Here is a 15,609-nt window from a genome sequence, read left to right on the forward strand (position 1 = left end):
CTAGCGGCGCTGCTTTTCGCCTTGCCGCGGGATCAGCAGGTCGTCCAGCGTCATCGGACGCTCCAGCGCCGCCGGATCGGCAGGGGCGGGATCGGTGGGGGCGGGATCGGCGGGGCGGACCCCCTCGCGCGCCAGCCGCTCGCGCAGCACGCTGATCTCGATGTCGAGATCGCTGCGGCCGCCTTCCAGCAGCCGGGCGCTGCGGGCGGCGAATTCGGTTTCCAGGTCGTCCAGCAAGGTCTCGTAATCCTGGCGCGCCCGCGGGTCGCGGGTCTGGGCATAGAGGTCCGAGAACTTGACCGTGGCGTCGCGCGCGCCCTGCAGATAGACGCCCAGATAGCGGCGCAGCGGGGCGATATGGTCGGGGTCGTCCTCGATATGGCCGAAAAGCTCGCGCGCGGTGGCGGCGAACATGCCGACCCGGGCTTCCAGCCGGCGGTCGCCGGTGCGCAGGATGGCGTCCTGCATCGCCTTCAGATGCGCCTCGCCCTCGGCCAGGATGCGCTGGGCCCGGTCCTGCTGGAACGCGTCGACGCCCTCCATGCCCTTGTCGCGCATCGGGTCGGTGCCGAAGGCCAGCCAGTGCAGCACGGCGCCGGCGACGCCGATGACGCCCGCGCCGGCCTCGGCGCCGGGGACATAGGCGCCGATGGCGAGGCCGAGCCCGGTCAGGATGCCGCCGAACAGCTTGCGCGGGATCGCCGGGCGGCGGGCGACGCGGCGGGCGTCATAGGCGGCCTCGGCCTGCAGCCCCTCGCGCGTCATCCACATGCCCGAGGCGAGGCTGCCGAAGGCGATCAGATGCAGGGCAAGCCCGTTCGGGTCCTGCCAGAAGGCGCTGATCAGAAAGGGAATCGCCATGATCGTGACCCAGCGGGTGCGCGATTCCAGCGGGTGCCGGACCTCGCCGGGCGCCGGACGCGCCGGCCGGCGGGCGCCGTTTTCGTCCGGCTGCGGCTGCGGCGAGAAGCGGCCGCCAAAGCGCTTGGCCATCCGCCCGCCCTCAGCCCGCGCCCACGAAGGCGGCATAGAGCGTCAGCCCCATCAGCAGGAAGAAGGACAGGCGCTGCATCGCTTTCTGGGACATCGGCTTCCTTTCGGCGCGTCTTCGCGGATTGCCCGCAGGATATAGGACGCGCCGGCCGCGAAAGAAAGGGCGGCGGCCGCCGGGCGGGGCTGCGGGTGCCGCGCGGAAAGGCGCTCTTTCGGCCCCGTGTCGTGCCGGTCGCCTAGCGGCGGCGGTCGCGGCGCGAGCTCATCGGCTGGAAGGCCACGCCGACATGAGCCTCGCAATAGGGTTTGCCGGGCACCGAGGGCAGGCCGCAGAACCAGAACTTGTCGGTCGCCGGGTCGCCGATCGGCCATTTGCAGGTGCGTTCGGTCAGTTCCATCAGCGTCAGCTTGCGGGCGCGCTTTTCCACCTCGCGCACCGAGGCCAGCGCCTCGGGGCTGATCTCGTTGGCCGAGGGCTGCGGCGGCAGCGGCTGGCCCGAGGGCACCAGGGTGCGGCGGTTGAAGCTGGGCTGCGGCGCGGCGGCCGCGGCCTCGGGGGCCGGTTCGGCGGCGGGCGCCGCGGCGGCCGCGGCCGGCTTGGGCTGCGGCGCGGGCTCGGGGGCGGCTTCGGGCCGGGCCGCGGGCTCGGGGATCGGCGCGGCGGCGGCCGGTTTCGGCTCGGCGGGGGCGGCCTCGGCCTCTTCGCCGCGATTCGACAGGCCCAGCCGGTGGACCTTGCCGATCACGGCGTTGCGGGTGACGCCGCCAAGCTCCTTGGCGATCTGGCTGGCCGACTGTCCCTCGGCCCACATGCGTTTCAGCGTCTCGACGCGCTCGTCGGTCCAGGACATGGCTTGCCTTTCCTGCACCGGCTGCGGTCCGGTGCCTTCGTGTTCGTGGCTTCAATTCCGGCAGGCCCGGGCTTAAATCCGGGGATAGCCAGATTTACCCGTCCGCACCCGCAAATTCAAGGAGCGCCGATGCAGCCGATCCAGACCCGACCCGGAATCCGCCAGATGGGCGTGCGCCGCTTTGGCCGGGTGAACTGGCTGGGGCTCTATACCCTGTCCCAGCGCGAGATCATGCGCTTCATGTCGGTCTGGCAGCAGACCGTCTTCGCGCCGCTGATGACCTCGGCGCTGTTCGTCGTGGTCTTCGCCCTGGCGCTGGGCCGCAGCCGGGGCGAGGTCATGGGCCTGCCCTATCTCGCCTTCCTGGGACCCGGCATCCTGATGATGACGGTGATCCAGAACGCCTTCGCCAACACCTCGTCGAGCCTGATCTCGTCGAAGATGCAGGGCAATATCGTCGATACGCTGATGCCGCCGCTGTCGGCGGGCGAGATCCTGGCCGGATATCTGATCGGCGCGGTCGCCCGGGCGCTGATCGTCGCCGGGGCCATCGCCGCCGGCATGGCGCTGGTCATCGGCCAGGGCGTGGCGCATCCCGCCTGGGCCCTGGGCTTCGTGGTGCTGGGCGCATTGCTGATGGGCGGGCTGGGGCTGCTGGCCGGGATCGTGGCGCAGAAATTCGACCAGATGGCGGTGATCACCAATTTCATCGTCACGCCGCTGTCGTTCCTGTCGGGCACCTTCTATTCGGTCCAGGCGCTGCCGCAGCCGTTCCGGGCCTTCGCGCATTGGAACCCGATCTTCTATCTGATCGACGGCGCCCGCTACGGCATCCTGGGCGTCTCGGACGCGCCGGTGCTGCGCGGCCTCGCGGTCTGCGTGCTGACGGTGGTGCTGGTGCTGGCCGTCGCTTGGCGCTGGCTGGCCTCGGGCTATCGGATGAAGCCCTGAGATGACGGCCGGATCCGCCACCGAAATCACCGTTGCGCGGGCGGCGCTTCCGCGCTATGCGACGGGCCATGACCCCGCGGACCGCCATCATCGCCCGTCCCCGACGTTGACGCTTTCGCGTCCGATCCCGCCTGCCTTCCGCCTTCCGTCAGCCCATGGTGCCGCCACGCACCCGTTCCCAGAGAGGGTAACCCCATGAATTCGCACGTCCTGCCGATCTATAACCGCGCCCCCATCGCCTTCGAGCGGGGCGAGGGCTCTTGGGCCATCGCGACGGATGGGACGCGATACCTGGACCTGGGGGCCGGGATCGCCGTGAACGCGCTCGGCCATGCCAACCCGGAACTGGTGGCGGCGCTGACCGAACAGGCGCAGCGGATCTGGCATGTCTCGAACCTCTACCAGATCCCCGAGCAGGAGAAGCTGGCCGAACTGCTGGTCGCCAACACCTTCGCCGACACCGCCTTCATCACCAATTCCGGCACCGAGGCCGCCGAGCTGGCGATCAAGATGGTGCGCAAATATTGGAGCGAGCAGGGCGATCCCGAGCGGATCGAGATCCTGACCTTCGAAGGCGCCTTCCACGGCCGCTCGACCGGGGCCATCGCCGCCTCGGGGTCGGAAAAGATGGTCCAGGGCTTCGGCCCGCTGATGCCGGGGTTCCGGCACCTGCCCTGGGGCGACATGGCGGCGCTGGAGGCGGCGATCTCGCAGCGTACCGCCGCCGTCATGCTGGAGCCGGTGCAGGGCGAGGGCGGCATCCGTCCGTTGCCCGATGCCGATCTGCGGCTGATCCGCGAACTCTGCGACCGCACCGGCGCGCTGCTGGTGCTGGACGAGGTGCAGTCGGGCATGGGCCGGACCGGCCGGCTGTTCGCGCATGAATATGCCGGCATCGCGCCGGACATCATGATGGTCGCCAAGGGCATCGGCGGCGGCTTTCCGCTGGGTGCGGTGCTGGCCACGGAAAAGGCCGCCTCGGGCATGGGGGCGGGCACGCACGGCTCGACCTATGGCGGCAATCCGCTGGCTTGCGCGGTCGGCGCCAAGGTGATGCAGATCATCGCCGCGCCCGAATTCCTGGCCGAGGTGAACCGCAAGGCGGCGCTGCTGCGCCAGAAGCTGGAGGGGCTGGTGGCGGCGCATCCCTCGGTGTTTGAAAGCGTGCGCGGGCAGGGGCTGATGCTGGGCCTGAAATGCCGCGTCGCCCCGACCGAGATGGTGCGGGCCGGCTATGCGGAACATGTGCTGACCGTGGCGGCGGCCGACAACACCCTGCGCCTGCTGCCGCCGCTGATCATCTCGGACGAGGAGATCGCCGAGGCGGTGGTGCGGCTGGACCGCGCGGCCGGCCGGCTGGATGGCTGAATACGCGTTCCGGCCGGTGACGCGCGCCGATCTGCCCCAGCTGGCGGATTGGCTGCGCCTGCCCGAGGTGGCGCGCTGGTGGCGCGGGGCCGAGAAGCAGCTGGCCGGGATCGACGAGGATCTGGACCTGCCCGAGATGCGGCAGGTTCTGGCGCTGCGGGACGGTGTGCCGTTGGGCTATGCGCAGTTCTATCCGGCCCATCGTTGGGGTGCGCCGCATTTCGCCGATCTGCCCGCCGGGACGCTGGCGATCGACTGCTTTTCGGGACCCGCCGGCTTCGGGCAGGGCGGGGCCTGGCTGCGTGCGTTGTCGGACCGGCTGCTGGCCGAGACGCCGGTGCTGGTCATCGATCCGGAACCGGACAACCTGCGCGCCATCCGCGCCTATGAGAAGGCGGGATTTGCCGGCGAGGCGCTGCGCCGGTCCGAGGACGGGACGCTGGCCCGCGTGATGACGCGGCACCGATGAAGCCCCGTGTTTCCGACGCGCATAAAAAACCGGGGTCGGGCCTTGACCTCGCATCGGCAAAGCGGCTTGCTGGCCGGATCAATCCGAAAGACAGACCAAAGATGAACAGTTTCCTCGACATCCATACCACCGACAAGGCAGAGCTGCGCGGCATGATCGATTCCGCCCGCCGGATGAAGGATGCCCGCGCCGGCCTGCCCAAGGCGACGCCGGATGCCGAAGCCCCGCTGAAGAACCGGATGGTGGCGCTGATCTTCGAAAAGCCCTCGACCCGGACCCGGGTCAGCTTCGACCTTGGCGTGCGTCAGATGGGCGGGCAGACCATGGTGCTGTCGGGTCAGGAGATGCAGCTGGGCCATGGCGAGACCATCGCCGACACCGCCCGGGTGCTGTCGCGCTATGTCGACCTGATCATGATCCGCACCTTCGAGGAGGCGACGCTGCTGGAGATGGCGGAATATGCCAGCGTTCCGGTGGTCAACGGGCTGACCAACCGCACCCACCCCTGCCAGATCATGGCCGATGTGATGACCTTCGAAGAGCATCGCGGCCCCATCGCCGGGCGCAAGGTGGTCTGGTCGGGCGACGGCAACAACGTCTGCTGCTCGATGATCCATGCGGCCGGGCAGTTCGGCTATGATTTCACCTTCACCGGGCCCTCGACGCTGGACCCCGAGCGCGAGGCGGTCGAGTTCGCCCGCGCCCAGGGCGTTCAGGTGACGATCGAGCGCGATCCGGCCAAGGCGGTAGAAGGGGCCGATCTGGTGGTGACCGACACCTGGGTGTCGATGCACGACCCGCAATCGGCGCGCGAGCGGCGCCACAACCAGCTGCGCGGTTATCAGGTCAACGAGGCGCTGATGGCGCGGGCAAAACCCGACGCGTTGTTCATGCATTGCCTGCCGGCGCATCGCGACGACGAGGTGACCAGCGCGGTGATGGACGGGCCGAATTCGGTGATCTTCGACGAGGCCGAGAACCGGCTGCATGCCCAGAAGGCCGTCATGCGCTGGTGCCTGGGCGTCTGAGGCGTCGGGCGGGGGCGTTGCCCCCGCACCCCCAGGATATTTTCGCACAAAAGAAACGGCAGGGCGCGGCGGGATGGCCGCGCCTTTTCAGTTTTCGCGGAAGGCGCGGGTGAAGTAATCGCTCAGCGGCTTGACCAGATAGGCCATCGGGCTGCGTTCGCCGGTCTGGACATAGACCTCGACCGGCATGCCGGGGACCAGTTCCAGGCCCTTGAGCTTTTGCACCTGATCGGGGGGGATGGTGACCTCGGCCCGGTAATAGGGCACGCGGGTGGCCTGATCGACCAGCGTGTCGGGCGAGACCCGGCTGAGCCGGCCGTCGATTTCGGGGGTGGTGCGCGACGAGAAGGACGAGAAGCGCAGCACCACCTCTTGCCCCGGATGCACCTCGTCGATGTTGATCGGGGCGATATGGGCGGCGACGACCAGCGGCCGGTCCTGCGGGATGATGTACAGGATGGGATCGGCGGCGCGGATCACCGCCCGCGGCGTTGTCACCTGCAGTTCCTGCACCACGCCCGAGACCGGGGCGCGGATCTCGAGCCGCGAGACCTGTTCGACCAGCGCCCGGCGGCGTTCCGCCAGTTCCAGCTCGCGATAGCCGAGATCGCGCAGTTCGGTCTCGGCCGCCTCGCGATGGGTGGCGGTCTTTTCCAGCCGCGACAGGTCGATTTCCGCAAGCTGCGTGACCGCCCGGGCGCGCGTGGCGGTGGTTTCGCCCAGCAGGCCGTCGAGCCGCGCCGCCTCGCGTTCCAGCGCCAGCACCCGCGGCGCCTGCGCCAGGCCCTTTTCCAGCAGCGAGCGCTGGTCGCGCAGCTCTTGCGCGATGAAGTCGCGCTGCTTTTGCAGGGCGCGGTCCTGGGCGTCGATGCCGCCGATCTGGGACTGCACCTGCTCGGCCTGTTTGGCAAGCTGGCCCAGCGACTGGTCCAGCGTGTCGAGCCGGGCGCGGAACAGGCTTTCCTGACCCTGCATGAGCGCCTTGAGTTCGGGACGGGTGGCGGCGGCGCTGACCAGCTCCTCGGGGAAGACGATCTGCTTTCCGTCGGCGCGCTCGGCCTCCAGCCGGCCGCGGCGGGCGAGGATCTCGAAATACTGGCCCTCGACGATGGCGAGTTCGGTCTTGAGCAGCGTGCCGTCCAGCCGGATCAGCACCTGGCCGGCGGTAACGCTTTCGCCGTCCTGGGTCAGGATCTCGGCCACGACGCCGCCGTCGGGGTGCTGGACGACCTGGCGGCGCTGCTCGACTTCGACCTGGCCGGCGGCGACCACGGCGCCGGCGATGCGTGCAGTCCAGGCCCAAAGGCCGAAACCGCCGAACAGCACCAGAAGCGCGACCATGCCCAGGATCACTGCACCTCGCGCCGACCATTCCGGGCGCTTGTGCGGCGGGTTCGGCGGCGGCTGCGGGGTCTCGGCCCGCCGGGCGCGAAACTGCGGCGATGCGCCGCCGGGTTCGGTCGCGGGTTTTTCGACCGGGGCGCGGCCGGTGTCCAGCGGATCGGTCATGTCACGCCTCCGCCCTGTCCCTGGCTGCGCACGATCTGATCCGCGTTCTTGACCAGGGATTTCAACACCTCGTCGCGCGGCCCGAAGGCGCGGCGCATGCCCTGGTCCAGCACCAGCAGCAATTCGCATTCGCTGATCGCGGCCGGGCGATGCGCCATGATGATGACGGCGCCGCCGCGGGCCTTGATGTTGCGGATGGCGACGTTCAGCGCTGCCGAGCCCTCGTTGTCGAGGTTCGAGTTCGGCTCGTCCAGCACGAAGATCACCGGGTCGGCATAGAGCGCGCGGGCAAGCCCGATGCGCTGGATCTGTCCGCCCGAAAGTCGGCCGCCGGTCTGGCTGACCCTGGTGTCATAGCCCTGCGGCAGGTCCAGGATCATGCGATGTGCGGCGGCGGCGGTGGCGGCGGCCACGACACGCTGCGGGTCGGGCTGCGGCGAAAGCCGCGCGATGTTTTCCGCGATGGTGCCGTCGAACAGCGTCACCTGCTGCGGCAGATAGCCGATCAGCCCGCCCAGCACGTCGGGGTCGTATTGGTCGAGCGTCGCCCCCGCCAGCCGGATCGAGCCGCCGGCGATGGGCCAAGCCCCGGTCAGCGCGCGCGCGAGCGTGGTCTTGCCCGCACCCGAGGGGCCGATCACCCCCAGCGCCTGGCCGGGGTTCAGGTCGAAGCCGACGCCGCGCAGCGTGGCGATGCCCTGGCCGGGCGGGATCACGGTCAGGTTACGCAGCTCGAGCTGGGCGTCGGGCCGGGGCAGGGGGGTGCGGGGGGTAGGTGCCGGCCGGCGCGACAGCAGTTCCGCGAGCCGGTTCCAGCCGTCCTGCGCGCGCTGGACGATGGACCAGCCGCCGACCACCTGCTCGATCGGGGCCAGTGCCCGGCCCATCAGGATCGAAGAGGCGATCATGGCGCCGGGCGTCACCTCTTGCTTCAGGACCAGCCAGGCGCCGGCGGCCAGCAGCGCGCTTTGCAGGAACAGCCGGAAGCTGCGGGAAAACACGGTGAATCCCGTGGCGCGGTCGCTGCCCTGCATGGCGGCCTCGGTGGCGCGGTCGCGCGCCTCTTGCCAGCGGCTGAAGGCGGCGGCGCGCATGCCGAGCGAGCCGATCAGCTCGCCCTCGTCGCGGTAGAGGTCGGACATGCGCTCGGCCGATTGGCTGGCGATGGCGGCCTGTTGCAGCGATTCGCGGCTGAGCCATTGGTTCAGCACCGTGGCGACCACCAGGATCAGCAATCCGGCGGTGGCAACCGCGCCCAGCAGCGGGTGAAAGATATAGACGGCGGCCAGGAAGAACGGCGCCCAGGGCAGATCGAAGAGCGCCATCAGCACCGGTGAGCCGATCAGGCGCTGCACCGCCTCGAGGTCGCGCATGCCGCCGCGCACCACCAGGTCCGAGCCGGCGGCCTGGCCGTCCTGCAGCGCGGCGGTGAAGACCCGGCCCTCCATTCGTTCCTGGAAGCGGGCGGCGACGCGGGCCATGATGCGGTTGCGCGCCAGGTCGAGGACGCCCATCAGCGTGAACAGGAACACCACCAGCAGGAACAGCGCGGTCAGCGTCTCGACCGAGCGCGAGGCCAGGACGCGGTCATAGACCTGCATCATGAACAGCGGTCCGGTGAGCATCAGCATGTTCACGGCAAAGGAAAACAGCCCGACGAAGGCGTAAAGCTGCCAGGCGCGGCCCCGCGCCTTGCTCAGCTCCTGTCGCCCGTGATGTCGCATCGGCGGCGAAGCCATGCCGGTTCCTTTCCTGATCGTCCGGCCGGGGTTGCCGGGCGCTGTTGCTGCGCTTATCCCAAGTCCAAGCATCAGAACAGATCGTATTCCCGATGCGCGGGAATCGGCCTGAGACCCCAGGACTAGCAAGGGAAGGTTAGCAAAACATTGAGCCGCTGGATGCTTCTTGCCGCAGGCCTGGGCCTTGCCGCCTGCGCCGGTCCGCAGCCCTCGGGACAGATCGCCGATCCGCTGGAGCCGCTGAACCGGCGGGTTCACGCCTTCAACAAGGGCGTGGACACGCATCTGGTCAAGCGGGCCAGTAGCGGCGCCTCGGGTGGGGAAGCCGGCCAAGCCGTTCAGGCGGTTGGGAACTTCGGCTCAAACCTGGCACTGCCGGGCAAGGCCGTGAATCATCTGCTGCAGGGCAAGCCGGCGCCGGCCGTGCGCACGACCTTCCGCTTCCTGGTCAATTCGACGCTGGGCCTCGCGGGCTTCCTGGACCCCGCCGGCCAGGATTTCGCCCTGCCCGAGGAGGACACGGATTTCGGCCAGACGCTGGCGGTCTGGGGCGTGGGCGAGGGCGCCTATCTGGAGCTGCCGCTGATCGGGCCTTCCAGCACCCGCGACGCGGCGGGCCGGGTTGTCGACATCGTGATCGACCCGATGCGCGGCTGGCTGAACCGCGACCAGTATCTGATCGGCATGGGCGCGCGGGTGGCCTCAAAAGCCGGTGAGCGGGGGCGTTTCAGCGATTCCGTCGATAGCGTCCTTTATGAAAGTGCCGATAGTTACGCCCAGACGCGGCTGATCTGGTCGCAGCATCGCCGCCATGAACTCGGACAGGAAGGAGAGGCCATTGACCCTTATGCCGAATGAGACCCGCCGCGGAGTCCTGGGGCTGATCGGGGCCGGGCTCGCCGTGGCCGCGACGCCGGCCTGGGCGCTGGACACGACCCAGGCCAAGGCGCTGATCCAGAAGTCGCTGGACGAGGTCTATGCCGTCATCAACTCGGGCCGGCCGCCGGCGCAGATGTATCGCGAATTCGAGGCGATCTTCGCGCGCTACGCCGATGTGGACATCATCGCCCGCTCGGCCTTGGGCCCGGCGGCGCGCGCGGCCGCGCCGGCCGAATTCGCCGCCTACAAGCAGGCCTTCCAGGGCTATATCGGCCGCAAATACGGCAAGCGCTTCCGCGAGTTCATCGGCTCGAAGATCGAAGTCACCGGAGCCAAGCCGGTCAAATCCTTCTTCGCCGTGACCTCGATCGCCCATCTCAAGGGCCGCAGCCCGATGGAGGTGGAATGGCACGTCTCGGACAAGTCCGGGAAAAGCCGCTATTTCAACATCATCATCGAGGGGGTGAACATGCTCGCCTCGGAACGGGCCGAGATCGGCGCCCTGCTGGCGCGGCGCAAGGGCGACCTCGCGGCGCTGGCCGCCGACCTGCAACAGGCAGGCTGAGGCGCGACAGCGGCATCTTTCCGTTTTCCAAATACCCACCGCAACGGCGCAGCCCTTACCGACCGCGCTGATGAGGCAAAAAATGGCCGATGTCAAGCCCTTTGTACAAATCCTGAAGGGCTTGAAAGCTTATGTGGGACAGTAGGTTGGCTCTCTTTCGGGCCGCTTTGCGAGACTGCGGCTGTGTGGGCTAGGAGCCACATGAGAGCGTCGCGGTAGGAAGCCGGAACGCACTGCATCGCAGACGACTGCCAGCAGGCGGCAGGTTTGTTCCATCATCATAGCCCGATTGATTGTTCGGCATCCAGAACGAAGAACGCGCAGCTTTTGGCTGCGCGTTCTTTGATGATCCGAGGGTCTGGCATACGACTGCAAGCCCCAAAGGCATCAACTCGAAGAAGCATTGGATCGAGCACAGATGTACTGTGTACCTCCAGCGCCAACGAAGACCGACAGTGCCACAGCCCACCGGCTCTGTTGCACAAATCCTGTCATGGATTCATCTGATGAAACCCGTACGGTAGCTGGTCTGCATGAGCCGACCCGCATCCCCGACATACAGAACCCGGAACTGGCCAGCCTACAATGAAGCGCTCAAGCGCCGGGGTTCGCTGACGATCTGGTTCGACCCCGAGATGAGCTGGGATGCCGCGCCGACAGGCAGGCGTGGCCGCCAGCAGACCTACAGCGATGCCGCCATTCAGACGTGTCTTTCGATGAAGGTGCTCTTCGGCATGGCGCTCAGGCAGACGACTGGTTTCGTCGAGAGCCTGCTGCAGTTGGTTGGTCTCGACTGGACGGTGCCTGACTTCAGCACCCTGTCCCGTCGCCAGAAGACCCTGGCTGTGAACATACCGTATCGCGGGTCCAAGGGGCCGCTGCACCTGCTGATCGACAGCACTGGCATCAAGGTCGAGGGCGAAGGCGAGTGGCACGCCCGCAAGCATGGCGGCCCGAAACGGCGCGTCTGGCGCAAGATCCATCTGGGGATTGATGAGGAAACGCTGGAGGTTCGGGCGGTGGAGATCACAGGGAGCCACATCGGCGATGCGCCGGTGTTACCCGACCTGCTCAAACAGATCCCGGCGCACGAGCAGATCGGCCGCGTCACAGCAGACGGCGCCTACGACACCCGCAAATGCCACGATGCCATCGCTGACCGCGGCGCCGACGCTGTCATTCCGCCCCGCAAGAACGCCAAACCCTGGAAGACAGTCGCCGCCGGCGCGGGCGCACGAAACGAGGCTCTGCGGGCATCGAAATACCTCGGTCGTGCCCTCTGGCGACGATGGAGTGGATACCACCCCCGAAGCCGCGTCGAGACGAAGATGCACTGTGTGAAACTGCTGGGTCAGCGCCTCATGGCACGGGACTTTGACCGACAGGTCGCCGAGCTTCAGGTCCGTATCGCTATTCTGAACCGTTACACCGCGCTTGGCACCCCCGTCACAGAGGCCGTGGGATAGATCTGTCCGGGGAAAGGGGAAATCCGGCCATCAACTCTTTGGTGCAACAGAGTCGAGATACGGTTTTCAAGTAAGTCGCCATTCATGAGCACGATTTTCAATCATTGCCACAAGATTTCCGGCACGCAAAACGATGTCTTTACGCAACCTTGCGCGCGTTGGTAATAAAATCTGAAATCGCCTGCCGCAGAGTTCCCATGAGTGCTTTCCCGACTGCCAGCGCCAGCAGCGGCGGAACCGCGTTGCCGATCTGACAGAACGATGGGTTCATCGCTCCCGCGAACTCGAACCCGTCAGGAAAGGATTGAAGCCGCGCGGCCTCTCGCACGGAGATCATGCGCTTCTGTCTTCCGTCATAGTGGATATGAGAGTAGGTATCCTTGCCGAGATGAGCCGTCAATGTCCGGGATGGAGCATCAGGGTCGAGCTTCCACCATTTGTTGGGGAACTTGCTCACGTCGTATGGCGGAACCGTGGCTTTTTCCAGCGTCTTGTAGCGGACAGAACCCGACCTTGGCCGCGCATGTTCCTGCTGGAGCTTTTCTTCCAGAATCTGGTGCGCGATGCGAAGCGCCACGGGATAGTCACCGCCTCGCGGCATGCGGCCGAAGATCGGAAAATCACGTGCGGTCAGCCGTATCATGTTTCCGCTCACGTCCTCATCGGTGGAAAAGCCCTCCCAGTTCCGCATCAGACTGGCATATGCGGAAGGCGCATTGCCTTCACGGTACGGTAATCTTTCCTGTACCTTCCTTCTGCGAAGGATCGTCATGTCCCGCAGATGATCCGAGATGAATGGAAGATCGGATAGCGCTGCGTCGGTACTTATGGATGGCGGCAATTTGCTGCCATGCACCGGGATGGGAGAAAAGTGTGAATCCTCATCTCTGACATGCTTGAGTGCAACCGCACGGCTGCTTTCGTAGCCACGCGGCAGTTCCATGTAATGAGTTGGCGAAGGAAACTCCGGAATGATGCCCAGGCTGTCATCAACCGCGATGAGGAAAAGCCGCTCCCGAAGCTGGGGTACGCCATAGAATGCCGCATTCAGCAGCGTGTACCGGGTGACATAGCCACGGTCCTTGAGCCCTTCCGCGATTTCCTCCGGCACGTTGTGCCCGCCGAAGTTCATGATGTCGGGCACGTTCTCCACAAGGATGGCCAGAGGCCGGGTCTCATCGACAATTCCCAGGAATCTGCGGTAGAGCGAGGCACGCGGGTCGTTCTTGAACGCATCCTCATCACCTTTCACGGAACGGAGCTTGGATCGACCGATGCGGGCAAATGCCTGGCAGGGGAGTCCTGCGGCAAGAACATCGAAGGCGGTATGCGGCTTTCCGGGTGTTGAACGGCTTGCAATAAGGACCCCGCTTCTGGGGTGATCGGCGTCCAAAATGGACCCCACCGACCGGGGGTTGGGTCCATTGTGCCTTCGATGATTATCGGAGGCCGAGCACGGGATGCTGATCGTGGAGACAATCGCAAAAATCAGGCGGCTACATTTCACCGAGGGCAAGGGGATCAAGACGATCTGCCGTGACCTGAAGCTGTCGAAGAAGGTGGTGCGGAAGGTGATCCGCACCGGGATTACCGAGTTCACCTATACCCGGACGGTGCAGCCGCGCCCGAAGCTGGGTGCCTGGCTGGGGGAACTCAACCGGCTGCTGGAGGTCAACGCCGCGCGGTCCAGCCGGGAACGTCAGTCTCTGATACAGATCTACGAAGAACTGAGCGGTCTCGGTTATGAAGGTGGGTATGACGCGGTGCGCCGCTACGCCTCGAACTGGGCACGCACTCAGAGTTCAGGCGCTTCTGCCGCCTTCGTGCCCCTGAGCTTTGCGCCCGGTGAAGCCTATCAGTTCGACTGGAGCCACGAGGTTGTGGTGATCGATGGGGCGACCACCACCATCAAAGTGGCCCATGTTCGCCTGTGCCACAGCCGGATGTTCTTTGTGCGGGCCTATCCGCGCGAGACGCAGGAGATGGTGTTCGATGCCCACGACAGGGCTTTCGCCTTCTTCAAGGGCACCTGCACCCGCGGGATCTACGACAACATGAAGACGGCGGTGGAGACCATCTTCACCGGCAAGGAACGCCTCTACAATCGTCGGTTCCTGCAGATGGCCAGCCATTATCTGGTCGAACCCGTTGCCTGCACCCCTGCTGCGGGTTGGGAGAAAGGCCAGGTGGAGAGCCAGGTCGGCACTGTCCGTCAGCGGTTTTTCGCGCCCCGCGTCAGGGTCAAGAGCTACGAGGAACTGAATGCCTGGCTGCTGGACAAGTGCATCGCCTCGGCCAGAACCAGCAAGCATCCGGAGCTGACGGACAAAACCGTCTGGCAGGTCTTCCAGGAAGAGCGCCCGCACCTTGTCCCCTATGCCGGGCGCTTCGACGGATTCCATTCACTGCCTGCGGCGGTGTCAAAGACCTGTCTCGTGCGCTTCGACAACAACAAATACTCCGTCGCGGCAACGGCTGTCGGGCGGCAGGTCGAGATCAGGGCCTATGCTGAGCGGATCGAGATCCGGCAGGAGGGCCGACTGGTCGGAGACCACCCGCGTCACTTCGGCCGGGACCGAACGGTTTACAATCCCTGGCATTATGTGCCTGTTCTGCTTCGCAAACCCGGGGCGCTGCGTAACGGCGCACCGTTCAAGGACTGGGTTCTTCCCGGAGCTCTTGAACAGATCCGCCGCAAGCTGCAGGGCTCCTCAGATGGCGACCGCCAGATGGTGAAGGTCCTCGGCGCTGTGCTGACGGAAGGGATGCCTGTGGTTCAAAAGGCATGTGCCGAAGCTCTCTCGCAAGGCGTCCATTCTGCCGATGTAATCCTCAATATTCTATCCCGCAGGCGAGATCCGGAACCACCACCGCTTCTGCTGACCTCTCCGGCCTTGCAGTTGACCCATGAGCCTGTGGCGGACTGCGCCCGTTATGATCTGCTGCGGAGGGCCTGCTGATGGATCGTGCTGACATCATGGCTGCAATGGGCGAGTTGAAGCTCTACGGGATGCGCGCCGCTTATGACGAACTCATGGCGGTGGCTGTGCGCCGCCAGCACGAACCCCGCCAGATCGTTGGAGATCTTCTGGCCGCCGAGATCAACGAGAAGAAAGCGCGGTCGGTCAAATACCAGATCACCACCGCCAAGCTGCCCTATGCCCGGGAGATCGAGGAGTTCACCTTCGATGACACCCCAATCAACGAGACCCTGGTGCGAGATCTGGCCAGCGGGGAGTTCCTCAGCCAACAGCGCAATGTCGTGCTGGTTGGCGGCACCGGGACCGGCAAGACCCATATCTCTGTGGCCATAGCGCGCGCGGTCATCCGCAATGGTGCCCGGGGCAGGTTCTTCAATGTCGTCGATCTGGTGAACAGGCTGGAGGCCGAGGCCCGTGCCGGACGGGCAGGCCGGCTTGCAGAACATCTGATGCGGCTCGACTTCGTCATCCTCGATGAACTCGGATACCTGCCATTCGCGCAGTCCGGCGGCCAGCTGCTGTTCCATCTGATCAGCAAGCTCTATGAGCAGACTTCCGTCATCGTCACCACCAACCTCGCATTCGGGGAGTGGCCGACCGTCTTCGGAGACGCAAAGATGACCACCGCGCTGCTCGACCGGCTCACCCACCACTGCGACATCGTCGAGACCGGCAACGACAGCTGGCGCATCAAAACCCGAGCCTGAACACCCTCCAAAACGCAGGCCCGCGTCGGCTGCGCCAGCTGGAAAGCTACGCCGCCACGGGCCTGCTCACCCGCGCGCCAAAGGGGTCACTTTTGGACGCCGA

Annotated in this window: 14 protein-coding genes; 9 read left to right on the forward strand and 5 right to left on the reverse strand. The window is 66.3% G+C overall.

The features are described from left to right. Both JCM7685_RS03840 and JCM7685_RS03845 read right to left on the reverse strand, forming a co-directional pair. Entirely contained in the window at window positions 1-993 is a 993-nt protein-coding gene (locus JCM7685_RS03840) for a 5-bromo-4-chloroindolyl phosphate hydrolysis family protein (RefSeq protein WP_074970180.1), read from the reverse strand. A 236-nt stretch (window positions 994-1,229) separates the two neighbouring features. Further along, the gene (locus tag JCM7685_RS03845; RefSeq protein WP_074970178.1) at window positions 1,230-1,844 is read right to left on the reverse strand and encodes a GcrA family cell cycle regulator; all 615 of its coding nucleotides are present in this window, start codon (window positions 1,842-1,844) and stop codon (window positions 1,230-1,232) included. A gap of 129 nt (window positions 1,845-1,973) precedes the next feature. On the opposite strand from JCM7685_RS03845, the gene JCM7685_RS03850 reads away from it, so the two are divergent. From JCM7685_RS03850 to argF, 4 genes are all read left to right on the forward strand, one after another. Further along, on the forward strand, window positions 1,974-2,795 hold the full coding sequence (locus JCM7685_RS03850; protein ID WP_074970176.1) for an ABC transporter permease: 822 nt from the start codon (window positions 1,974-1,976) through the stop codon (window positions 2,793-2,795). A gap of 195 nt (window positions 2,796-2,990) precedes the next feature. Beyond that, complete coding sequence (locus tag JCM7685_RS03855) at window positions 2,991-4,163, forward strand: aspartate aminotransferase family protein (RefSeq protein ID WP_074970174.1); 1,173 nt, start codon at window positions 2,991-2,993, stop codon at window positions 4,161-4,163. Beyond that, window positions 4,156-4,632: a GNAT family N-acetyltransferase gene (locus JCM7685_RS03860; protein WP_074970172.1), complete on the forward strand. Its 477-nt coding sequence runs from the start codon at window positions 4,156-4,158 to the stop codon at window positions 4,630-4,632. Before JCM7685_RS03855 ends, JCM7685_RS03860 begins: the two co-directional genes overlap by 8 nt. 101 nt (window positions 4,633-4,733) lie before the next feature. Beyond that, the gene (gene argF / locus JCM7685_RS03865) at window positions 4,734-5,660 is read left to right on the forward strand and encodes an ornithine carbamoyltransferase (protein ID WP_074970170.1); all 927 of its coding nucleotides are present in this window, start codon (window positions 4,734-4,736) and stop codon (window positions 5,658-5,660) included. A gap of 87 nt (window positions 5,661-5,747) precedes the next feature. Here argF and JCM7685_RS03870 read toward each other — a convergent pair whose 3' ends face one another. After that, window positions 5,748-7,169: an HlyD family type I secretion periplasmic adaptor subunit gene (locus JCM7685_RS03870; RefSeq protein WP_083412921.1), complete on the reverse strand. Its 1,422-nt coding sequence runs from the start codon at window positions 7,167-7,169 to the stop codon at window positions 5,748-5,750. Beyond that, window positions 7,166-8,908: a type I secretion system permease/ATPase gene (locus JCM7685_RS03875; RefSeq protein ID WP_074970168.1), complete on the reverse strand. Its 1,743-nt coding sequence runs from the start codon at window positions 8,906-8,908 to the stop codon at window positions 7,166-7,168. Before JCM7685_RS03875 ends, JCM7685_RS03870 begins: the two co-directional genes overlap by 4 nt. A 159-nt stretch (window positions 8,909-9,067) precedes the next feature. Between JCM7685_RS03875 and JCM7685_RS03880 the strand changes: the two genes are divergently transcribed. From JCM7685_RS03880 to JCM7685_RS03890, 3 genes are all read left to right on the forward strand, one after another. Beyond that, entirely contained in the window at window positions 9,068-9,766 is a 699-nt protein-coding gene (locus JCM7685_RS03880; protein ID WP_074970166.1) for an MlaA family lipoprotein, read from the forward strand. Then, window positions 9,756-10,352 carry an MlaC/ttg2D family ABC transporter substrate-binding protein gene (locus JCM7685_RS03885; protein ID WP_074970164.1) on the forward strand — a complete coding sequence of 199 codons (597 nt, stop codon included), beginning with the start codon at window positions 9,756-9,758 and terminating at the stop codon, window positions 10,350-10,352. The genes JCM7685_RS03880 and JCM7685_RS03885 overlap by 11 nt, the downstream gene beginning before the upstream one ends. Before the next feature lie 533 nt (window positions 10,353-10,885). Beyond that, window positions 10,886-11,818 (forward strand): IS5 family transposase, encoded by a 933-nt coding sequence (locus tag JCM7685_RS03890; protein ID WP_100526019.1) that lies wholly within the window; start codon window positions 10,886-10,888, stop codon window positions 11,816-11,818. A gap of 139 nt (window positions 11,819-11,957) precedes the next feature. On the opposite strand, the gene JCM7685_RS03895 is transcribed toward JCM7685_RS03890, so the two are convergent. Then, window positions 11,958-13,211 (reverse strand): DNA cytosine methyltransferase, encoded by a 1,254-nt coding sequence (locus JCM7685_RS03895; protein ID WP_197701066.1) that lies wholly within the window; start codon window positions 13,209-13,211, stop codon window positions 11,958-11,960. 67 nt (window positions 13,212-13,278) lie between these two features. On the opposite strand from JCM7685_RS03895, the gene istA reads away from it, so the two are divergent. After that, window positions 13,279-14,778 carry an IS21 family transposase gene (istA, locus tag JCM7685_RS03900; RefSeq protein WP_090271472.1) on the forward strand — a complete coding sequence of 500 codons (1,500 nt, stop codon included), beginning with the start codon at window positions 13,279-13,281 and terminating at the stop codon, window positions 14,776-14,778. Next, entirely contained in the window at window positions 14,778-15,506 is a 729-nt protein-coding gene (gene istB / locus JCM7685_RS03905; protein WP_028030902.1) for an IS21-like element helper ATPase IstB, read from the forward strand. The genes istA and istB overlap by 1 nt, the downstream gene beginning before the upstream one ends. Window positions 15,507-15,609 lie beyond the last annotated feature (103 nt).

The sequence above is a fragment of the Paracoccus aminovorans genome (assembly GCF_900005615.1).
GTDB classification, from domain to species: domain Bacteria; phylum Pseudomonadota; class Alphaproteobacteria; order Rhodobacterales; family Rhodobacteraceae; genus Paracoccus; species Paracoccus aminovorans.